Origin of the sequence: Asprobacillus argus (genome assembly GCF_032248395.1) — a bacterium.
Lineage (GTDB): Bacteria > Bacteroidota > Bacteroidia > Flavobacteriales > Flavobacteriaceae > Polaribacter > Polaribacter argus.
In genome coordinates this window covers 208,970-232,387 of the sequence record NZ_JAVTTO010000005.1, presented here as the reverse complement: position 1 = coordinate 232,387, position 23,418 = coordinate 208,970, and the positions used below count along the sequence as shown (strand labels likewise).

General features: G+C 34.4%; 16 protein-coding genes. 11 read left to right on the top strand and 5 right to left on the bottom strand.

The window, feature by feature from the left end:
* The 3 genes from RQM59_RS13710 to RQM59_RS13700 are packed head-to-tail and all read left to right on the top strand — an operon-like array spanning window position 1 to window position 4,877.
* Window positions 1–2,382 carry a GumC family protein gene (locus RQM59_RS13710; RefSeq protein ID WP_349242689.1) on the top strand — a complete coding sequence of 794 codons (2,382 nt, stop codon included), beginning with the start codon at window positions 1–3 and terminating at the stop codon, window positions 2,380–2,382.
* A 27-nt stretch (window positions 2,383–2,409) separates the two neighbouring features.
* The gene (locus RQM59_RS13705) at window positions 2,410–3,837 is read left to right on the top strand and encodes an MBOAT family O-acyltransferase (protein ID WP_349242688.1); all 1,428 of its coding nucleotides are present in this window, start codon (window positions 2,410–2,412) and stop codon (window positions 3,835–3,837) included.
* A gap of 2 nt (window positions 3,838–3,839) precedes the next feature.
* Window positions 3,840–4,877: a hypothetical protein gene (locus RQM59_RS13700; protein WP_349242687.1), complete on the top strand. Its 1,038-nt coding sequence runs from the start codon at window positions 3,840–3,842 to the stop codon at window positions 4,875–4,877.
* On the opposite strand, the gene RQM59_RS13695 is transcribed toward RQM59_RS13700, so the two are convergent.
* Window positions 4,870–5,607, bottom strand: a complete 738-nt coding sequence (locus RQM59_RS13695; protein WP_349242686.1) for a tyrosine-protein phosphatase — start codon at window positions 5,605–5,607, stop codon at window positions 4,870–4,872. The two genes, RQM59_RS13700 and RQM59_RS13695, sit on opposite strands and share 8 nt — an antisense overlap.
* Before the next feature lie 134 nt (window positions 5,608–5,741).
* Here RQM59_RS13695 and RQM59_RS13690 point away from each other — a divergent pair, with 134 nt between their 5' ends.
* Entirely contained in the window at window positions 5,742–6,593 is an 852-nt protein-coding gene (locus tag RQM59_RS13690) for an N-acetylglucosamine kinase (RefSeq protein ID WP_349242685.1), read from the top strand.
* Here the strand turns inward: RQM59_RS13690 and RQM59_RS13685 are convergent.
* Together RQM59_RS13685 and gldJ are read right to left on the bottom strand one after the other, a co-directional pair.
* The gene (locus RQM59_RS13685; protein WP_349242684.1) at window positions 6,586–7,842 is read right to left on the bottom strand and encodes a UDP-N-acetylmuramoyl-tripeptide--D-alanyl-D-alanine ligase; all 1,257 of its coding nucleotides are present in this window, start codon (window positions 7,840–7,842) and stop codon (window positions 6,586–6,588) included. The genes RQM59_RS13690 and RQM59_RS13685 overlap by 8 nt on opposite strands.
* Window positions 7,843–7,907: 65 nt before the next feature.
* On the bottom strand, window positions 7,908–9,596 hold the full coding sequence (gldJ, locus tag RQM59_RS13680; RefSeq protein WP_349242683.1) for a gliding motility lipoprotein GldJ: 1,689 nt from the start codon (window positions 9,594–9,596) through the stop codon (window positions 7,908–7,910).
* A gap of 199 nt (window positions 9,597–9,795) precedes the next feature.
* Between gldJ and porU the strand changes: the two genes are divergently transcribed.
* The 7 genes from porU (at window position 9,796) to RQM59_RS13645 (ending at window position 19,540) form a co-directional block, all read left to right on the top strand.
* Window positions 9,796–13,188, top strand: coding sequence for a type IX secretion system sortase PorU (gene porU, locus RQM59_RS13675; protein WP_349242682.1), 3,393 nt, complete (start codon window positions 9,796–9,798; stop codon window positions 13,186–13,188).
* Between the two features lie 38 nt (window positions 13,189–13,226).
* Window positions 13,227–14,363: a type IX secretion system outer membrane channel protein PorV gene (gene porV / locus RQM59_RS13670; protein ID WP_349242681.1), complete on the top strand. Its 1,137-nt coding sequence runs from the start codon at window positions 13,227–13,229 to the stop codon at window positions 14,361–14,363.
* A 27-nt stretch (window positions 14,364–14,390) separates the two neighbouring features.
* Window positions 14,391–14,873 carry a cytidine deaminase gene (gene cdd / locus RQM59_RS13665; RefSeq protein WP_349242680.1) on the top strand — a complete coding sequence of 161 codons (483 nt, stop codon included), beginning with the start codon at window positions 14,391–14,393 and terminating at the stop codon, window positions 14,871–14,873.
* 164 nt (window positions 14,874–15,037) lie between these two features.
* Entirely contained in the window at window positions 15,038–16,102 is a 1,065-nt protein-coding gene (locus tag RQM59_RS13660; RefSeq protein ID WP_349242679.1) for a 3-oxoacyl-ACP synthase III family protein, read from the top strand.
* A gap of 61 nt (window positions 16,103–16,163) precedes the next feature.
* Window positions 16,164–17,699, top strand: coding sequence for a glutamine-hydrolyzing GMP synthase (gene guaA, locus RQM59_RS13655; protein ID WP_349242678.1), 1,536 nt, complete (start codon window positions 16,164–16,166; stop codon window positions 17,697–17,699).
* A gap of 3 nt (window positions 17,700–17,702) precedes the next feature.
* Window positions 17,703–19,361, top strand: coding sequence for a LysM peptidoglycan-binding domain-containing protein (locus RQM59_RS13650; RefSeq protein WP_349242677.1), 1,659 nt, complete (start codon window positions 17,703–17,705; stop codon window positions 19,359–19,361).
* Window positions 19,361–19,540: a hypothetical protein gene (locus RQM59_RS13645; protein ID WP_349242676.1), complete on the top strand. Its 180-nt coding sequence runs from the start codon at window positions 19,361–19,363 to the stop codon at window positions 19,538–19,540. Before RQM59_RS13650 ends, RQM59_RS13645 begins: the two co-directional genes overlap by 1 nt.
* A 58-nt stretch (window positions 19,541–19,598) precedes the next feature.
* Here the strand turns inward: RQM59_RS13645 and RQM59_RS13640 are convergent, their stop codons facing one another.
* Both RQM59_RS13640 and RQM59_RS13635 read right to left on the bottom strand, forming a co-directional pair.
* Window positions 19,599–20,114, bottom strand: coding sequence for a DUF2892 domain-containing protein (locus RQM59_RS13640; RefSeq protein ID WP_349242675.1), 516 nt, complete (start codon window positions 20,112–20,114; stop codon window positions 19,599–19,601).
* A gap of 70 nt (window positions 20,115–20,184) precedes the next feature.
* The gene (locus RQM59_RS13635; RefSeq protein WP_349242674.1) at window positions 20,185–23,316 is read right to left on the bottom strand and encodes a cytochrome c biogenesis protein CcsA; all 3,132 of its coding nucleotides are present in this window, start codon (window positions 23,314–23,316) and stop codon (window positions 20,185–20,187) included.
* Window positions 23,317–23,418 lie beyond the last annotated feature (102 nt).

Genomic DNA, 23,418 nt, shown 5'->3' with positions numbered 1-23,418 from the left:
ATGATGAAAACTAATCAAGAACAAGCTTATAACGAATTTAACGAAAACCATATAAGTTTACGATCAGAAATTGAGAAGTACTTAGTTCATTGGAAATGGATCTTTCTAAGTGTTATTGTTTTTACGGTTTTAGGATATTTATATCTGCGATATACACATCCTGAGTATAGTGCAACGACTGTAATTATGATAAAGAATGAGAGAAAAAATGGTCTGTCGGAAGAGTTAGCAGCTTTCAAGGATATTGGAATTTTAAGTAGTTCTAATAAAAGGATAGATAATGAAGTTGAAGTAATCAAGTCTAGACAAATCGTATCCGAAGTAATAAAAAAATTAGATCTAAATGTTAATTTTTTGTCTGAAGGAAGAATAAAAAAGCAGGACGTATATAAAAAATCACCTGTTTTTGTTACTTTTTTGGATAAAGATGAAAACTTTTATGCAACAGACACATCCTTTGTCGTTTCGATTGTATCAAATACTGAATATAGATTGTATGATAACCTGAAACAGAACTTTAGACAGTATAATTTTGGAGACACTATTGAAAGTAGTTTCGGAAGGTTTGTTATTGATAAGAATGACCTGTCAAAATACAGTGAGGTACTTATTAGTTTAAGTCGAATAGATAGAGTTATTGATCGCTATAGGGCTAGAGTTGGAATTTCTCCGGTAAGTAAGAATGCCAGTGTACTTAGAATTAGTTTAAGAGATAGAGTCAAGCAAAGAGCGGTAGATTTTTTAAACGATCTGGTTTTTCAGTATAATCAAGATGCTATAAATGATAAGAATGAAGTAGCAAAAAAAACAAAAGAATTTATTGGAATAAGGCTAACAAAAATAACAAAAGACCTGTCTTCTGTGGATGATGATATAGAGGATTTTAAACTGGATAATAATTTTACCAACATAAGTGTAGAGTCTCAATTATTTTTAGAAAATATAGCTGAAACTGATAAAAAGATATCGGAGATTGATGGGAAAATAGGAATGATAAATTCAATTAATCAGAATTTAGCATCTTCAGAAGATAAATTTAAAATTATTCCTGCGATCATGATAGAGAGCGAACCGATTAATACTTCTATCAGTGATTATAATACTTTAGTTTTAAGAAGAAAGAAATTACTGGAAACGGCAACAAGTAAAAACCCAGTGATTCAAAATATAGAATATCAAATCTCTCAAATAGGCTCAGGGTTAAAAGAAGGTCTATTAAATTATCAAGGGTCATTAACACTTTCTAAAAGCCAGCTGGAGAGTGAAAAAAACAAGATGCTTGGAAAGATAAAGGCTATCCCCAGAGCGGAAAGGAAAATCATTGATATTATTAGGCAGCAAAAAATTATAGCAGAGCTATATTCTTACTTGTTAAAGAAAAGGGAAGAAGCTGATATTTCCTTGGCTGTTGCTGTCCCGAATGCGAAGATTATAGACTTGGCATATGGTACCAATAGCCCTGTATCACCTAATAAAAACTTCATTTATTTTGCATCTTTTTTACTAGGATTTTTACTTCCTGTGCTAGCGATCTACATATTTAATTTGATAGATACTAAAATACATTCAAGAAGGGATATAGAGGAGCAATTAAAAGTACCGTTCATTGGAGATATTCCAAACTCATTAAGTAAGGAGAAAATTGTTATCGGAACGAATATAAGAACAAGTACTGCGGAAGCATTCAGGCTTATAAGAACGAACTTGGATTTTATGCTTGCAAATAATACTAATAGCTGCAAGTCTATATTTATTACTTCTACAACTAGTGGAGAAGGTAAATCTTTTGTCTCAATTAACTTGGCTTCTGGATTAGCTCTTTCAGGGAAAAAAGTATTGCTCCTAGGTATGGATTTAAGAGCTCCGAAGATTACAGAGTATTTAGAGATACCAAATAGAAAAGGTGTAACTAACTATATTACTAATAACGATCTATCCTTAGACGAATTGAAATTTACAATACCTCAGATAGAAGGCTTAGATATCATTTCTTCAGGAGTTGTTCCACCGAATCCTGCAGAACTATTATTGTCGGATAGAGTAGATGCATTGTTTACGGAGTTGAAGAAGCAATATGACGTGATTGTTGTTGATACTGCGCCAGTGAACCTAGTTACCGATACGCTGCTGATAGCTAAATATTCAGATTCTTTCTTATATGTAGTTAGAGCAAATTATTTAGATAAAAGATTACTGGCCGTGCCTAACGATCTTTATGCGAATAAAAGGCTGCCAAACATGGCCATTGTGTTGAACGATACCAACGCGAAAAGAGGTTATGGTTATGGAGGCTATGGCTATGGTTATGGTTATGGTTATGGTTATGGTTATGGAGATCTTTCGGAAAAAGAAAAACCATGGTATAAGAAAATATTTAAGTAACCTTTTACCCATACATTAGAAATACTAATGCTATTTAACTCGATTATATTTTTCATTTTTCTAGGTGTGGTAGTGCCATTGTATTATGCACTTCCAAACAAAAGAATAAAGCATATTTTTCTAGTATTGGCCAGTTACTTTTTCTATGGCTATTGGGACTGGAGATTTTGCTCGTTACTTCTAATTTCTACCATAATAGATTTTTTTGTAGCCAAGGCATTAGCTACTAGCAATGTTGAGAAAAAGAGAAGATTCTTTTTAGGGATTAGTCTTTTTGCTAACCTCGGAATCTTATTCTTTTTCAAATATTTTAATTTTTTTATTGATAGTTTTCAGTCGTTATCTTCTGACCTAGGAGTCGAATTAGATTTTCTACATTTAAACATATTGTTACCAGTAGGTATATCTTTTTATACCTTTCAAACATTATCTTATACCATAGATGTATATAGAAGAAAATTAAAGCCAACTGATAATTTTGTCGATTTTGCATTGTTTGTCTCTTTCTTTCCGCAATTAGTGGCGGGTCCGATAGAAAGGGCAGCTAGTTTACTACCTCAACTGTCAAAGAATAAAGGTAAGATTAACCTTTTGCAAATGAAGGAAGGAGTCGTGCTCATAGTTATGGGATTGTTCAGGAAGGTTATGATAGGTGATACATCGGGTAGATACGTGGATCATATATTTGGAAATATTGAAACCTACAGTTCAGGTGAGGTTTTAGCGGCACTTTTTTTATTCTCAATACAAATTTATGCAGATTTTTCTGGGTATAGCAAAATAGCTCGAGGAACAGCAAAACTACTGGGTATAGAATTAATGAAGAATTTTGAGCAACCCTATTTATCTACAAGTATTACTGAATTTTGGAGAAGATGGCATATCTCGCTCTCTTCTTGGTTAAAGGACTATTTATACTTTTCTTTGGGAGGTAATAGAAATGGGAAGACAAAAATGTATCGTAATTTAATGCTTACAATGCTATTAGGCGGATTATGGCATGGTGCGAGTTGGAATTTTGTTATATGGGGAGGACTGCACGGACTTTATTTAATTGTTCATAAGCTGATGCTCAAGGGAAGGAAAGTGCAAAGTGTTAATTTGAAAAAATTTAGTGTTAAAGATGTTTTAAATATTTTTGGAACGTATTTGTTGGTGCTTTTAACTTGGTTGTTCTTCAGAGCTACTGATTTTGCTACTGTTAAGGTGTTTTTTAGAAAAATGGCTTTTTGGGAAAGTAGTGATAATTCGATGTTGTTTTTATCAATTGTTCTCGCATATACACTCATGACATTGTTTTTAGATACTGTTGAATACCGAACACAAAAACATACATTTATATTAGATATAAGATCGAATGGAATTAAGTTGGGAATTCTATTTGCGTTATTTGTAGTATCAGTTATTTATATGGTCCAAGTAGATCCATTACCGTTTATTTATTTTCAATTCTAGCAATGAGATTTTTTAAAGAAACTATATATTTTATAATTAGTTCCGTACTGGTTTTGTTGGTATGTGAGTTCTTTGTGAGGTCTTCAAATTTAGGCCAGGTTTCATCTACCGAGTTTGTTGATGAATTAGGTAGAGCGAAGAGAAAGAATATGGATTTTGTTTATTTTAATGAAGGTTTTGGTGTTGTAAGTTATAATGAGCATGGTTTTCTAGGTAATTCTGTAGAAATTAAAAAAAGGGATAATTTAGTCAGAATTGCTCTAGTTGGAGATTCATTTGTAGAATCATTACAAGTGTTTAGCAGGGACTATTTTGGAAAATTGGCTGAAGACTTACTTAATAATGATTTAGATGATAGAAAGTATGAGATATTAAATATGGGTCGCAGTGGATTTGTTTTTCCCGATATGTATATATATCAAAAAGTATATGTAGAGAATTTTAATCCAGACAAGATATTTTATTTTATTTCTCTAGAAGACTTAACAGCAAAAAATAATGATCCTCTCTTACCTAAGTTAATGATCGATACGATTAGTGGTTCCCCAATAATAGATGTAAATTATAACAAAGAGGAGCTAAGAGCATTCATGATATCTAAAAAAGCAATTCAAAACTCTGCTTTATTGAATATGACCAATATCGCTCGGAAGCGCTTGAAAAATGATTATATGGGGTTATTGTTTGGTAAATTTGGTCAGCGTGACCCAAAAAAGGCTAGTCAAGAAACGAATAGTTTAACAAGTGATGAACTGAAACAAGTAAAGAGATCTATAGGGATTTTGGATTTTATAGATCCCAGTAAGGCAATATTTATTAATAGAGATAGTATAGCGCTTCCACAATCCTTTACAGGAGCTTTAAAGAATAAGGGTTTCAAGTATTACGACCTTGGTGAAACATTAAAATTGCAAACTAAGAATGTTTTTGATCCAAATTATTGGAATGTAACTAATAAAAGAGGGCATTGGAATCATGCAGCTCACAAAGTATTAGCAAAAGAATTAGCAAAGATTATTGAAGATAACACGCTTAAATAAAGAAATTATTTTTATTAAACAACTCAAGAAGCTTGGCCCTGTCTGCCTTGCTATTATTTATTTTTTCTAGTAAAATCAGATGCCCTATATGATGCGTGTCAGTTCCAACAAAATCATACATACCTAGGTTTAACAATTTTTCACTGATCTTCCTCACACCTTTTCCGTAATGATCCGTTAGAGATAATATATTAAGCTGAAATAAGCACCCTGCTTTTTTGAGTTTGTAATAATTGGCAAATTCTTGATGATAGAAGTTATAACGTTCAGGATGTGCCAAAATAGGTTTATAGCCTTTTAATTGTATTTCGAATAATATATCATATAAATTCAAAGGAGCGTTAAAGTAGGACATTTCGACAAGAATAAGATTGTCCTTTAAAGGAAGAATATCACCGGCTTCTAATCTGTCCGAAAATTGTTCATCCATCATATACTCAGCAGATGCTCTTATTGCAACATCATTCATTCCTCTATTAGCCAGTTCCTTCTGTATAATTAAGAGTTTTTCTTTTATAGTTTCTGTGGAGTTAGGGTATAAATCGCCCAGAACGTGAGGTGTAGTAATGAAATTTTTAATCCCGAAGGAATGCATTTTCTGTATTAACTCAATTGAGTTGTTAATACTTTTTGCACCATCGTCTATGCCAGGAAGTAGATGAGAGTGTATATCGACAAAGTTGTCGTCAAATAAATCTATAATGGGCTGTTTTTTTTTCTTAAAAATCACAATTCATTAATTTATACAAACATACATTTTTTAATTATTTTAAAATATTTTTATACGAAAACGATTGAGAAAATTTAATTTATTGTATATCCTAAATTGTTATGATATATTTGGCTTAACATTAAAAAAACACAATGATATTAATAGCTGATGGAGGGTCAACAAAAGCAGATTGGATTGCACTAGATTCTGATAAAAAGGAGATTTTTAGAGTGCGGACGTTAGGGTTGAACCCAGCTGTAGTTGCTAAAGAAGAATTGACCAATAGGATCGTTAATATGTTCCAATTGATTAATATTAAAGATGAGGTTGAACAGATTCATTTTTACGGTGCGGGGTGTGGTACTCCCAAACCTGTTGCTATTCTAAATGATGTAATGAGTACAATTTTTACAAATGCTGCTATCACCATTTCTGAAGATATGTTAGCTGCGGTGTATGCAGCTTCGGGTAAAGAACCTGCTATTGTTTGTATTTTAGGAACTGGGTCTAATAGCTGTTATTTTGACGGTGAAAAGATGCACATGAAAGTAGCGTCATTAGGTTATAGTCTCATGGACGAAGCAAGTGGTAATCATTTTGGCAAACAGCTTATACGAGATTTTTACTATAATAAAATGCCTAAGAGAATTTCTCAAGAGTTTAATAGTCAATTCAACCTCGATGCCGATTATATTAAATTTAACCTTTATAGACAGCCCAACCCTAATATGTATTTAGCATCTTTTGCAAAGTTCATGTTCGAGTTTAAGGACGATAAGTATATCAAGAAAATAATCAAAAAAGGATTTCAAGAGTTCTTTAAGTTTCGAATACTTCCTTTTAACCCAATCGAAGGGACGCCTATTTATTTTATAGGATCCATAGCTTTTTATTTTAGAGACATTCTGGAAAAAATAGCAAAGAAGAATGGGCTAAAGATAACCGATATCATACAAAGACCCATAGACAACTTGTTGGAATTTCATAGAAATCATATCAATTAATAATAGTTAAAAGGCGCTCTAATGCCATACCTCTAGAACCTTTTATAAGGATTATCGCACCGCTAATCTCTAATGCTGCTAAATAATCTTTTAGATCTTCAATAGTATTGAAAGTGACGTAATTGCCTTTTATTTTTTCAAAATTTTCACCCACAAAGAACAACAGATCAAGATCAAGGGAAGATGCCATGTCAGCGATTTTTTGATGCTCTGTTGCCGCTTCTTGACCCAGCTCAAACATATCACCTAAAACGACAACTTTATGAGTGTCCTCCAGGTTAGAAAAACTTTTTAAAGCCGCTTCGACACTCGTAGGATTTGCATTATAAGCATCCAAAATAATTTTGTTTTGAGTAGTTTCTATGATTTGAGACCTATTATTTGTGGGAACATAGGACGCAATAGCCTCTTTTATATCAAGAGTTTTTACTCCGAAATAGTTCCCAATGGTTATCGCACAAGCTATATTGTCAAAATTATAATCGCCAATAAGGTTACTCTGAATCTCAATATTCTCAAAAGCAATAGTAAGAAAAGGGGTTGCACTTTTTAAAACTATAGTTTTGTCAAAAAATATAGTGTCCAGATATTTTGTTAAGTTTAGCTGCTTTTTATCGTTAGGATTGACAAAAACTTTCTTTTTGTTGTTTCCTATAAATTGATAAAGCTCAGATTTTCCTTTTATAACGCCTTCTACACTTCCAAACCCCTCAAGATGTGCTTTACCAAAGTTTGTGATATACCCAAAATCTGGTTTGGCAATATTGCTAAGAAAAGCTATCTCGTTAAGGTGATTTGCTCCCATTTCAACAATACCAAATTCTGTGCTAGCGTCGAATGATAAGAGGGTCAAAGGAACACCTATATGATTGTTGAGGTTTCCAAAAGTAGCACCTGTTTTAAATTTTTTGCTCAAAACACAATTTATTAGTTCTTTGGAGGTGGTTTTACCGTTACTACCCGTTAATGCTAATACGGGGAATGTGAATTGATTACGATGGTATTTTGCTAACTCTTGCAATGTAGTCAATACATCCTCGACCAGTATAATATTCTCGTCATTCGCATATTCTTGTTCATCAACAATACAATAAGAAGCCCCTTTTTTAATAGCCTCTTTAGCAAATGCATTGCCATTAAAGTTCTTTCCCTTAAGGGCAAAATAGATACTATTAGGCCTTATTTTTCGTGTATCTGTATCTACTTGATAATGCTTCTTATATAGGTTATATAGTTGTTCTATTTTCATTTAATAAATATAAAAAAACCTCATTGTTTATAGCAATGAGGCTCTATTGTAATTCGAAATGAATGTTATCTTGCAGGGTTTCTAGCTCTTCTCTTTTTGTAAGCCAATGGACCAACAATATCTGTTGCACATCTAAAACCAATATCATACGTGGTCATATACTCTAACATAAATCTTCTTTGAGCAGGATCTAGCCAATATTCTCTATCACTCCAAGCACCACCTTTATAAACTCTTGACTGATCACTAATCAAAGTGAAACGTTTTGCGTCGTCATACTTTTTAACCATTCTACCTGTTAATGTATCTCTTTCAACTGTTGGTTTAAGAGGTGAGTTATACATTCTGGATTTAGTTGCCGTTCTATCATCTTCATCGAGATCATAAATTCTAGATGAATTTGAATCTCCATCATTTTTACCTAAGTTATCGGCTTTACTATAGTCACCGCTGAAATAAGCTTCTTCCTTTGTAATTGGTATGTACTTAATAGTACCTGGTAATTCTTTTGGAACAATCTTGCCATTAGGCAAAGTGTCATAAGCAACTTGAGGAGCACCTTCACCACCCACAAATACTACTTTTCCGTCTTTATCAATTAATTTCTTAGTATAATAGTTTCCTCTAAAATAGTTGAAATCATTTGCCTCTGTATCTATAATTTGTCTATATACATCAGATACCCACTCGGATACGTTTCCAGACATATCATATAAACCAAATGCATTTGGAGGATACGATTTTACTCTAATTGGAATATCCGAACCATCAGAACTCCAGCCAGCAACACCACTATAATCTCCATTACCTTGCTTAAAGTTTGCTAATTGATCTCCTTTATATCTCTGAGACTTGTCTCTAGTATATTTGCCATTCCAAGCATATTTTTTTCTACCTCTAACGGTATTATATTCTCTATTCTCAACAACTGCTTTTGCCGCATATTCCCACTCAGCTTCCGTTGGTAATCTAAATTTCTGTGTTAATACACCGTCAGAAGAAGTAACATGTCTTCCTGTGAAAGAACCTTTTACAGGCTTAGGCTCCCCTTTCTTACGAATTTTCTTTACTGGAAGTCCTTTTTTGTATGCTGCAGAATCACCTTCAAATAAAGCATAAGGATTTTCTAGATATACATCTGTATCAAAGAAATTACGAATAGTATCCGCTGCAAGTACATTACTCATGATCCCTTTATCTATTAAAGTTTTCATGTTTACTGCGTTGGTTCTCCACTTACAATATTGTACAGCTTGTAACCAACTAACACCAACTACCGGGTAATCTTTATATGCTGGGTGTCTCAAGTAATTCTCTATTAATAGATCAGTATTACCTAAACTCTTTCTCCACACCAATGTATCTGGTAATGCTGCATTGTATATGTGCTTGTATTTTTCGTCTTCTGGCGGAAATACTTGTTTTGTAACCTGTAAGTATAAATGATACTCTTCATTTGTAACTTCAGTTTCATCCATATAAAATGAACGAATGTGCATTTGCTTAGGTGTTGTATTCCAATCAAACATTACATCATCTTGTACCTGTCCCATTGTAAAAGTACCACCTTCTACAGCCACCATTCCTTCTGGAGTTTTTTGTCCCTTAAAAGAATCTCCATTCAAGAAATTTCCATACTTCGGATCATTGAAATTCCACCCAGTTAAGGACGATTTACTTTTACTTTTAAAATTACAGCTAGTCATCAGGATAACTGCAGTTGAAAAAATTGTAACTTTTACTAAGTTTCTCATATTTTATCTAAAACGTTAGGGTTTTGATTCAGCTTTGCAATTTACAACAAAATTGAAATTATGCAACGTCATTTGAGTTTTTTATAAACATCAATTTTCGTTGAATAATAATTTAACGTATACTTTTAATTTTTAGTATAATTTAAAAGCCAAGAGATTAAAATATTTATTTTTTATTTCCGTTATTTGGGTAAGTATTATGAAGGAAAAACTACTGATTTTTATTTGCCTCACAGGGTCATTTATAGGGTATTCTCAAAACTCCGATGCTGTTCTATCTGATGGTACGTGGTATAAATTTTCGGTTGATACAACAGGAGTATTTAGAATTGATGCGAATTTATTACGGCAAATAGGTGTTTCAACAAATAATTTAAATCCCAAAAAAATACATATATATGGTAACGGAGGAAACTTATTGCCAGAAGTAAATAGTGATTTTAGGTATGAAGATCTGCAAGAGAATGCTATATATATAGAAGGTGAAGATGATGGAGTTTTCAATAATAATGATTTTATTCTTTTTTATGCGAAGGGTCCACACGATTGGTTAGTGAATCCTGGAACTAATACTGCAACCCATAGACAAAACATATATTCAGATAAAGCGTACTACTTTATAAAAGTCGATAATCAGGATGGAAAAAGGATCTCTGGAGCAACTCCGATTACAGGAACTGCAGCATTACAAATTAATACCTTCGATGATTATACTTTTTACGAAAAAGAAGAAGTCAACTTATTTGCTGCGGGAAGACAATGGTTTGGTGAGGATTTTAGTATTGAAAATGAACGGACATTTGTAATACCATTTAATGGACTTGATATAACACAGAGTATATCTGTTAAAGTAAGGGGAGTAGCTATATCATCATTAACATCGTCTATGGATGTAACGGTCAATGGACAAAACCTATATACACTTACGTACACGGCTGTTAATCCTTCTGGTCTTACATTAGCTTATGCATCCGATAGAACTGCCACACTTACGACGAATACCGAGAATATATCTGTCACAATTCGTTACAATAATGGGGGGAATCCTTCAGCAAAAGCATATTTGGATTATATTGAAGTTAAAGGAAAGAAAAATTTAACGGTGGATCAGAGTCAATTTTCATTTAGAAGTTTTGACGCTGCCAATACCACGGATATTGTAGAATACCAAATAAATAATGCGTCAAACATTTTTCAACTTTGGGACGTTACCGATCCTATAAACCCAAGCAGCGTTGCAAATCAGTCCACTGGAACCGATTTTGTGTTTAAGGAAAGTGGAGGTACACTTAAAGAATATATCGTAGTAAATCAATCTGATTTTTATACTCCCGAAGCTTTAACAAATGGATTGGTAACGAATCAGAATTTGCATGCTCTACAAGATATTAATTACCTAATTATTACCAGCGCAGAACTTTCTGGGGAGGCTCAAAGGTTGGCGGACTATCATCAGACGAACTCAAATTATACCACGAAAGTGGTGATAGTGGATGAGATTTATAATGAATTCTCTTCAGGGTCAAAAGATATCACGGGAATACGGGACCTTATCAGAAGAATCTATACGACAAATACAACTGCTGATAAAAAATTGAAATATGTCTGTTTTTTTGGAGATAGTTCCTATGATTATAAAGATAGGTTAATCAGTAATAACAATATTGTTCCGGTGTATGAGTCGGTCGAAAGTTTCAATTTAGCAAATTCGTATGTATCTGATGACTACTTTGCAATGTTGGATCCAGTAGAGGGAGGAATGGTTAGTGCTCATACTGTTGATGTTGCTACGGGTAGGATACCTGTATCTACAATTCAAGAAGCGAAGGAAATTGTAGATAAGATCTTAAGCTATTACGCAGAACAATCCTTAGGTAACTGGAGAAATGTAATTACATTACTTTCCGATGATATTGATGAAACATCAGATATACCTATTCAAACTGGAGTGGAACGCATTGCTGATTCCATTAAAAGAAATAAACCTGTTTTTAATGTAAACAAGATCTATGCAGATGCTTTTACACAACAAAACTCATCTGGAGGAGAGCGATATCCAGATGTAAACAACGCGATAACAAATAGTATTGAAAGAGGAACGTTGGTATTGGACTATTTTGGGCATGGAGGGGAAGATGGCTTTGCCAGTGAAAGAATTCTAGAAAGACCACAAATACAATCATTTTTTAATGAAAATACGCTCCCACTTTTAATTACGATTACGTGCGAGTTTACACGATTTGACAATCCTAATAGAGAAACTGCAGGTGAATTAACGTTTAAAAACACCCAAGGTGGGGCGGTGAGTATGATTACCACGACAAGAGAAGTATTTATAAGCGTCGGACAGAACTTCAATGAAGACCTGATTCGAATATTGTTAGAATTTGAAGATCAAGACCTCACTATAGCCGAATCTTTATCGAAAGCAAAAAATGAATTTTCAAACTTTCAAAAGTTCTTTATTTATTACTTAGGTGACCCTGCTATGCGATTGGCTATTCCTGAACCTAATGTGCGTATAACCAGAATGAACGGTATAGATGTGACGCAGTCTTTAGATACTCTGAAAGCACTTTCAAGAGTAAGTTTTGAAGGAGTCGTTACAGATAATGCAAATCAAATACTAACCGATTTTAATGGAACCTTGTCAACGACAGTTTATGACAAACCTATTGATAAAACCACTTTAGATAATGATGGCTTTGGAGTATTCATGACATTTGACTCTCAGGAAAGTAAATTATTTACAGGAAAAGCTACAGTAGAGAACGGAGCATTCAGCTTTGATTTTATAGTCCCTAAAGATGTGCGAATAGCGTATGGAAAAGGGAAATTAAGTTTTTATGCAACGAATCAGGCTATAGATAAGGCAGGTTATAATTTAGATGTAGTAGTTGGTGGAATCAACGAAAATGCTCCCGTAGATGATGTAGGACCAGAGATCAAATTGTTCATGAACGATGAATCGTTTATTGATGGGGGAAATACGAATACATCACCGAATTTAATAGCCGTGCTGTCAGATGAAAGTGGTATCAACACCTCAGTAACAGCTGTAGATCATGATATTGTTGCGATTCTAGATGGAGATGAAGCCAATCCGATCGTACTGAATGACTTTTATGAAACAGAGCTTAATGATTTTACAAAAGGTAGAGTTACCTATAAGCTTCGAAATTTAGAAGTAGGGCCACATACTCTAAAATTAAAAGCATGGGATACTTACAATAATTCATCTGAAGCTACGTTGAACTTTGTGGTGGTGAGTGATGCAATTTTAAATTTGGAGAATGTATTAAATTATCCAAATCCTTTTGTAAATTACACAGAATTTTGGTTTAATCATAACAAGCCAAATGAACCCTTAGAAGTGCAAGTTCAAGTATTTACCGTTTCTGGTAAATTGATTAAAACGATCAATAGAAGTGTACAAACAACAGGGAATTTATCAAGAAATATAACCTGGAATGGTCTAGACGATTTCGGAAATAAAATAGGAAAAGGAGTATACGTATACAAATTAATTGTAAAGTCAACCACAAGTAATTTGATTGCTGAGAAATATGAAAAATTAGTAATACTTCAATAATTATTAGATATTTGTAAAACCAACTGAACGAATTAAGTATGAGAAAACTAGGATTTTACCTTGTAGTGTGTGTTATGTTTTTGTCAAAGGCAAATGCACAAACAACAAATGGAATAACAACGGCAACCCCCTTTTTATTAATTGTGCCAGATGCGAGAGCAGGTGGTATGGGTGATGTTGGAGTATCTACGTCTGCAGATGCAAATTCATTATTCCATAATCCTTCCAAAATAGCATTTAGCTCAAGACAAATACAAATAGGAGTAAATTACTCGCCATGGTTGCGTAACCTTACGGATGATATCTTTATTGGAGGAGCATCTTATATTAACCGATTTAGTGAGACTTCTGCCTGGGGAGCAGAGTTTAGATACTTCTCTTTAGGTCAAGTAGATCTTACGGATAATGTGGGAAATCCTACAGGTACCATTAATCCAAATGAATTTGCCTTATCGGGAACGTACGCTTTAAAATTGAGTGAAACTTTTTCAATGGGAGTTAGCCTTAGATATTTTAGATCAAACCTTGCCTTTACAGGAACTACATCGAACTTACAACCGATCAACTCCTTTGGAGTAGACGTTTCTGGGTATTATCAATCCGAAGAAGAAAATTATGGAACGTTTAACGGTCGATATAGGATAGGTTTTAATATTGCCAATATTGGCCCTAAGGTTTCTTATGTGCCTGGAGAAGAAGATTTTATTCCGACAAACTTGAAATTTGGAGGTGGATTCGATTTTATCTTAGATGACTATAATGTAATTGGGGTAAATCTTGAATTTACAAAATTATTAGTACCAACACCGCCAACAAGAGATAACACAGGAGCTATTATCGATGGTAAGGATGATAATGTAGGTTGGGTAGCTGGTATTTTCCAATCATTTGGTGATGCACCAGGAGGATTAAGTGAAGAATTAAAGGAGTTTACATATGCTTTAGGAGCAGAATACTTATATAACAATGCCTTTGCATTAAGAGCAGGATATTTTCATGAGAGCGAGTTAAAAGGAAATCGTCAATATTTTACATTAGGAGCAGGTTTCAAAACAAATGCTTTAAATATCGACCTATCTTACTTAATCAATTCTTCTGATGTAAATAACCCATTAGAGAACTCACTACGTTTCTCATTATCTTTCGATTTAGGAGAGATATATGAAGATTATTAGTACCTTAGTTTTCTTGACATTGATTACATGAAGAAAATTAACATATCTACTTCAGCAGTTGTCTATGAAAACCTTTCAGAACTTTCAGAAGAAGATAGAGGTTTACTAGCTGAAGCATTAAAAGCAACACATAATTCGTACGCTCCATACTCTAAATTTAGAGTAGGAGCTGCATTATTGTTAGAAAACGATCAAGTAATTTTAGGAAGCAATCAGGAGAATGCAGCATATCCATCTGGAATGTGCGCAGAAAGAGTGGTTATCTGGCGAGCTGGTGCGAGCTATCCTGGAGTGAAAATAAAAAAAATAGCAATCACTGCAACTTCCCAAAATACAAAAGTAGATAAGCCAGTAGGACCGTGTGGTGCTTGCCGACAGACCATGTTGGAATATGAGGTAAATCAAAAAGAACCTATGGAGATTATTTTCATGGGAGAAACAGGCAAAATTGTAAAAACTGAATCTGTTGTTTCGTTACTTCCCTTTTCATTTGATGCCTCTTATTTATAGATTATCATATTCTTATCTTTTTAAGAAAATTCCCTTGAATTCTTAGTAAAAGTTAAAAATTTTAATAAATCCATAAAAATTTGAAAAATCTCCCAGAAAGGGTAGGATAGATGTATGAAAACTTGTTCATTTGTCGTTAACTAGCTTAACTAAATAAAAAGATTATGTTTTCATCAGTTATCACGGGAACAGGAACTTATATCCCTGAAATAAGAAAAGAGAACGGAAAATTTAGAGACCATCGTTTCTTGAATTCGGACGGAACGGATTTTACACATGACAATGAGGTTATTATTGAGAAATTCAAGTCTATTACTGGTATTGAAGAAAGGCGATATGCTAAGACAGAATACAATACCTCGGATTTAGGTTATTTTGCCGCTTTAAAGGCCATTGAAGATGCAGGAATTGACCCGGAAGAACTAGACTATATTATTCTAGCACATAATTTTGGAGATGTAAAAAGCGCTGCAATTCAAAGTGATATCTTACCAAGTTTGGCAACACGTGTTAAGTATAGATTGGGAATTGAAAATCCTAATTGTGTGGCATATGACATCTTATTTGGTTGCCCAGGTTGGGTAGAGGGTGTTATTCAAGCCAATGCATTTATACGATCTGGAATGGCAAAAAAGGCATTAGTAATTGGAGCAGAAACGCTTTCTAGAGTGCTGGATAAACACGATCGTGATTCTATGATCTATAGTGATGGAGCTGGGGCCTGTATTGTTGAATTAAAAGAAGGGACAGATTCGGGAATTATAAGTCATGCAACACAAACATTTGCAAAAGAGGAAGCCTACCATTTGTTTTTTGGAAACTCTTTTGACAAGAATGAAGATCCAGATGTACGCTATATAAAAATGCACGGGCGTAAAATATATGAGTTTGCCTTAAATAATGTCCCGGATGCAATGAAAGCAGCATTAGACAAAAGTGGTATTTCGATTGATGAGGTAAAAAAAGTGTTTATCCATCAAGCAAATGAGAAAATGGACGAAGCAATTATCAAGCGTTTTTTCAGACTATACAAGAAACCGATCCCTGAGGGAATCATGCCCATGAGTATTCATAAACTAGGAAATAGTTCTGTTGCCACGGTACCTACACTATTAGATTTAGTTTTAAAGAACAAAATCACAGATCAAAAGGTAGAAAAAGGAGATGTGATCATCTTAGCATCTGTGGGCGCTGGAATGAATATAAATGCTGTAGTGTATAGATATTAAAAAGCTGTAAAATTTCTGTTTACAAATGTTTCAAATTTAAATTGAAGTACTATTTTTGCACATGCAACAACACAACGTACTTATTTTAGATTTTGGATCGCAATATACCCAGTTAATTGCGAGAAGAGTAAGGGAATTAAACATCTACTGTGAAATTCATCCTTATTACAAATTACCAACGAATATTGACAATTTTAAAGCCGTGATTCTCTCAGGGAGCCCATTCTCTGTTAGGTCGGACGATGCACCACACCCCGATCTTTCAATGATCAGAGGAAAAAAGCCGCTATTGGGTGTTTGCTATGGAGCACAATATTTAGCGCATTTTTCAGGAGGTAAAGTAGCGCCATCTAATACTAGAGAATATGGAAGAGCGAATTTGTCCTTTATAAAAGACGGAGAGCGTTTTTTTGAAGGAGTATCTGTTGGAAGTCAAGTTTGGATGAGTCATTCCGATACAATTAAGGAATTACCAGAAAATGCTGTTCATTTGGCAAGCACCAACGATGTAGAAAATGCAGCTTATAAAATAGAAGGAGAAGAAACATACGCGATTCAGTTCCACCCTGAAGTATATCATTCGACAGATGGAAAACAAATATTGGAGAATTTTTTAGTTAAGATTGCAGGAGTAGCACAAACCTGGACACCAAATTCTTTTGCAGAAACTACGGTAGCCAACTTAAAAGCACAATTAGGAGACGATAAAGTCGTTTTAGGTTTATCAGGAGGAGTAGATTCGAGTGTAGCTGCTGTTTTATTAAACAAAGCCATCGGGAAAAACTTGTATTGCATCTTTGTAAATAATGGATTACTTCGAAAGAATGAATTCGAAAGTGTATTGAAGCAGTATGAGGGAATGGGATTGAACGTAAAAGGAGTAGATGCTTCGGCACGATTTATGAAAGCCTTAGCTGGTGAGAAAGACCCAGAAAAGAAACGTAAAGCGATTGGAAATGCGTTTATCGAAGTGTTCGATGATGAAGCCCATAAGATTGAAAATGTGACATGGCTAGCGCAAGGAACCATTTATCCTGATGTCATTGAATCTGTATCTGTTAACGGAGGACCTTCGGCAAAAATCAAAAGCCATCACAACGTAGGTGGATTACCAGATTTTATGAAGTTAAAGATTGTGGAGCCGTTGCGCATGATCTTTAAAGATGAAGTAAGAAGAGTAGGAGCATCTATGGGAATTGATAAAGAGCTGTTAGGAAGACACCCTTTCCCAGGTCCTGGATTGGCAATCAGAATCTTAGGTGATGTAGATGAAGAGAAAGTACGAATATTGCAAGAGGTAGATGCGATCTTTATTGATGGATTGAAAGAACACGGATTGTACAATAAAGTATGGCAGGCTGGAGCAATGTTACTACCAGTAAACTCGGTAGGAGTAATGGGAGACGAAAGAACTTATGAAAAAGTAGTAGCTTTACGTGCGGTAGAAAGTACAGATGGAATGACGGCTGATTGGGTGAATTTACCTTATGAGTTTTTACAGAAAACGTCGAACAATATTATAAATAAAGTGAAAGGTGTAAATAGAGTTGTATATGACATTAGCTCTAAACCACCAGCAACAATTGAATGGGAATAATTTATGAGAAGATTTAAACTCTTTGTAGTCTTTTTTATTTTATGCATCGCAACATCTTGTGGGCAGCAAAAAAAATATATTTCATATACGGTAAAGAAAGGCGAGACCATGAAGGTAATCGCTAAGCGACTGGATATGAAAACAAAAGATTTATTGCGTTTAAATCCTGATGTAAGTAGAAGGCCACGACCTAATACCGTAATTATTATACCAAATAAAGATTTTACTACAATTCCTGTAAAAAAAGATACTATTGGAGTTAGTGATCCTGTGGAGATTGATTCTTTGAAGGTAAACCTTGAGGAACTTAAGAAACAATTTGTACTGCACACAGTTAAAAAAGGAGATACCTATTATAACTTAACACGATATTATAATGTTTCAGAAAACTCTTTAAAAGAGTTGAATCCCGAACTTTCTGAAGGACTGAAATTGGGCATGATCATCAAGATCAAACCTGTTACAGATGAAGATGAGGTAATCTTTTATCAAGATACTGTGCAAATCGGGGCTGCATTAAGGTTGGCCATTTTACTTCCTTTTAGAGCAGTGGAATTTGACACTATAGAAGCACAGGATATTTTTGCCACTAATCGACTAGCAAATATTACTACTGATTTTTACTTAGGAGCTGAGGTGGCTATCGACTCTCTTAGAAGTCAAGGTGTTACTATCGATGTGTCTTTGTTCGACACGGGAAAAAAGAATTCGAAGATACGAGAGATCTTAAATGATAATGATCTGGATGATAATGACGTTATCATAGGGCCGTTATACTCTGATGAAGCAGCAATTCTTGCGAATAGAGTGCGCACCGAAGTTGTATTTCCAGTCTATTCAAGAAGCCAAAAAGACTTTTCTTCGTCTAAGCTGATAAAAACATATGCCGACAAGTCGGTACATCAAGAAGTGTTGTTAAAGCACATAGATACTTCATATACGAACGAGAATATTTTAATCATTGGAGATAGTACAGCAATTTCAAGAAGAAATGCTAACCAGATTAGATCGTTTTTGTTACGGAATGATTCCATCGGCGAAGCAAAGATTATTCATGCTGCAAATGGCTTTATTCGTAAAGATTATATTATTAATTCCTTAAAAGCGGAAGTAGGAAACTGGGTGATTTTAGCGACGGACAAGAGCGCCATTGCTTCGGATGCGATCAATAGCTTGATCAGCTTACCAACAGAAGAAGATGAAGAAGAGGATGGTGATAGAAAGGATAATCTAAAAAAGAAAAAGGACGAACCTGAAATGCAGGTCTTACCAGAAGATACGGTGATTAAAATATTTGCTTGTGACAAATCCAATACCTATGATAAGATAGATAATGATAAGTTGGCAAAACTAGGATTTACCTATACTTCTGATATTTATGTAGATGATACATCAGTCGCAGCTCAGGTATTTAACAAGCAATATGAGGAAAAGAATAATGCCTTTCCGTCGTATTATGCAACCAAAGGCTTCGACATAACATATGATATATTAATGCGATTGGCCTCTGGAAATAATTTAAAAGACACTTTTAAGGAGGGTATTTCATATCGTTTGGAGAGTAAATTTGAGTTTAGTAAAAAACTCTTTGCCACTTCTGATAATAACGGGTTATTTATACTACAATACAACCCTGACCTTACCATTACTAGGATTAAATAATGCTTACAGGAATCCTAATGATACTGCTGTCATTAGTAGGGTTTTATGCGGTTAGAAAAAGCGACATGGAAGAAGAAGCTTTGGTGAAAGGTGATCCTATGGGCAGATTGTATTTATATTTGGGAATTCTGATACTGCTAGTGGTAGGTGTTATTTCAATTATTGGAGATATATATTAAAAAACCGCTATACTTTTAAAAAATATAACGGTTTTGTAATGTCTTAAATAAAACATATTTAGATTCGTTTCATTTGCTGCTTCATCATTTGCATCTGCTCTTTCAACATTCCGTGTTTGTCTAACTTCTTAGCTTCCGCCATTAAGTTGGTTGCCTCACGCTTACGTCTTTTGGTCATGGCAATTCCTGCGAGCTGTAATTTAGCCATAGCAAGATCATGATTCATTGCTAAGCCTAAACGAACAGCTTTACGTAAATATTTTTCCGCTTGTGTTATGTTGGTTTGACTTAACATGATCCCATGCAAGTAATTATAATAACCTTCTTGTTTTCTTGTAAGTGCAGCGGTAGGGTTTTTAATATATCCTAACCATTTTTGAGCGCCAGCAAAATTTTGCTTTCTCAATTGTAAAAAGGCAAGTAGAATAAATTCGTTTTTAAAGTATAGCAAAACAAAAATCCCAGCTAATAATAAGATAGAGATTCCGTTCATAATATTGCCCTGATAGAATTCGTATACAGACCAAGCGAATATTAATACTGCTAAAACTAATTTTATATTTTTATGAAACATATGTAAATTTTTAATTCAGACCACTTTATATATAGAAGTGGTTTAGGGAGTACAAAAGTACGCTTTTCTCTTAATTTTTATAATATTTTTTATGCTTAAACCATGCAAAAACTCCTAAGATGAGCACAAATCCAATAGAGTAAAATACAGAATTAGGTGTAATCACTTTATCTCCACTTGCATACGAATGTAATCCAGACAGATAGAAGTTTACGCCAAAATAGGTCATCATGATAGAAGCAAATGCAATTATAGACCAAAGGTTATAGGTATACTTACCTCTTAAACCAGAGACTAAACGCATGTGTAGCACAAAAGCATAGATCATGATAGAAATCAGCGCCCATGTTTCTTTTGGGTCCCAACCCCAATATCTACCCCAACTTTCATTAGCCCACATACCACCAAGAAAGTTTCCAATGGTTAACATCACTAAGCCAATGGTCATAGCCATCTCGTTAATAATGGTTAACTCTTTAATATTTAGGTCCATCTTTTGTTTGTTCTTTGCTGTAGTAAAGATCATTAATAATAGAGATACAATACCTAAGATCATGGCTAATGCAAAAGGCCCGTAGCTTGCCACAATAATAGATACGTGCACTAATAACCACCATGAATTTAACACAGGTTGTAGGTTCGCAATTTCAGGGTCTAACCAGTTTTGATGGGCAAATGCGAGGATCGTAGCTGTTAAGAACGCTGCAGCGCCAATGGTTAACGCCGATTTCCTTCCTACATACAAACCGAAAAGCATCACTGCAAATGCTACATAAATAATAGATTCATACGCATTACTCCACGGGGCGTTTCCACTAATATACCATCTACTGCCTAAACCGGCTATATGCAATGCGAACAATAGCACAATAATTCCAATAAGCCCTTTGATTAAATAGTTCAGGGCTTTTTTATCAAAGAATATTTGCATGATCACAAAGATGATCAAGAACACACTTACTAATCCATAGTACTTAGACAATTGCACAAAAATCCTTGCTTTGTTGTATCGAATTTCGAGGTCAATCTTTTCTTCAGAAGGATATACTGCTGCGCCATATTTTTTTTGAAAACCTATTAAATAACCGAGTGTTTCATTGGCACTACTATAATCTTTAGTTCGTTTGGCATTATACAAAATACGTTGGTAAATTGGGAAAGCATCTCTAACAAAAACAGAATCTTTCCCAGTAATATTGGCTCTGGGTGCTTCTAGTCTAGAAACCCAAGTGTTGTTTTCATCACCTGGAACAGGATAGAACCTAAAGATACTTCCTCCGATAGCTTGATATAATAAACCGACACGTCTATCGATTTTGATCACGTCTTTTTGAAATTTACTTTGAATCTTTTCCTTTTGGGCCTCTTCTACATAAGGACCTATTTTAGAAGCTCCCGTCGGAGTGAAAAAATCGGATAAACGCGCATATTGTGCATCTTTATCGATACCTAAAATTTCTCGTACCTGCGTATTCCCTCTTTCCAGATAAATAATAGGAACTTCGAACCAAAATTTTGGGTTTTCTAAAATGGAAAGCACCACCTGACTAGGTTCCATACCTTTAAAAGTTTCCGACTTGCTTACCTTACGCAAGAGTTCTGATGAAAAAGTATGCAGTGGTTTCATACGACCTCCCACATCCTGAACCACAAGTTTATTAAAAGCTTCAGCATGCTCTAGATCAACAATATTTGCCTCTAGAATAGAGTCTATCTGTTGCTCGGTCATCGTGTGTGTTGTATGACTGTTGTGTTCCTGAGCAGAAACTAAACCTCCCAGAGTAAGGAAGGTAATTAAAGATAGTGCGGCCTTTTTCTTTCTAATTTTCACCAAGTTCTTTTTAAGGAAATCAAAACGTGTATGCTTGGCAAAGAAAATGCAAATCAATCCAAAATATAGGAACGAATACCCAATATAGGTGATCAACGTGCCCCAAAAATCGTGATTTACCGATAAATGCGTCTGTTCTACCGGACCAGATAAATCATAACTGGACTGGAAAAATTTATATCCTTTATGATCCAAAATATGATTCATATAGATACGATAATCAAATGTTTCTTTAGGGTCAATAACAGTAACTTCACTGGCATAGGAAGCAGCGCTTTCTGACCCTGGATATTTCTCTAATTGAAAATCATTTAATTTCACGTTAAAAGGAGTTTCTAAAATTCTTGAGCCGTATAACATTCTAAAATTTAGGTTTCCAACAGTAAGTTCTTTGGTTCCTTCTGAATTGAATTTACCTCCTACGACATCAATAGATTTTGTTTCGCCGCCCACAGTTACATCTAAAACCAGTTGATCAAATTTCTTATTGTCTTTTGGTCCCCTAACCGTTTGTTTGGCCCCTTTTACTGGAGGTTGTGGCACAACGAATGGTAATCCAGCAACCTTGTACAAGGCTCTTAGGTTGAATGCCTGTAGACTATCTTTTTTTACAATGCCCTTTTGCTGCGTAGCCATTATTTGAAAATCACCATCATTTTTGGTGAGTATTCTTAGCGTATCATTTACACTTTTAATATTTATGTTTGCGTTGTTATTTGGAACGTCGTACCCTACCAAAATTCCATGAATATTCTGAATGGTACCTTTTTCGATATAATGCTCATGTCGACTACCACTAGAAGACTCCACTACAAAAAGGTGTTCAATGCCATTTTCATCTTCGACAAATTCTTCTTTTGCCCAAGGAATGTATTCTCTTAATTTTATCGAAAAGTCTTTTCCCTTAAATTCGCTGTTATAGCTCCAGGTATTCTTTCCCCAGGCAGATAGTAATACCTTAGGAAAATATATTTTTTGTTGCTTATTGTCATCAACAACCACGTTTAAATACGTTGTTTCTGAGAGGAATTTATTAGTTGTTTCTCCCTCATTGATCAGCATGATGCCCTCGTAACCAATATATCTAGTAACCCCAGCACCTAAAAGGATGAAAATAAAGGATAAATGAAACATCAATACAGGCCATTTTTCCTTTTTATGTAAACGGTATCTAAAAATATTTCCAAAGAAGTTAATTACAAAGAAAACCATGATCGCTTCAAACCACCAGGTGTTGTATACCAGTGCTTTGGATGTTTGCGTTCCGTAATCATTTTCTATAAAAGTAGCTATTCCCATGGCTATTGCAAATACAAAAAATAGAACGGCCATTAAACGAGTAGAGTAGAGTGTATCTAAGATTTTTTTCATCTGAAAAAAGTGGAATTAAAAAGTATCGCAAATTTACGCATTAAACGCTAAAGAAAAGTATTTTTTAGATGTAAAAAACCCTCATTACAAGGAGTGTGATGA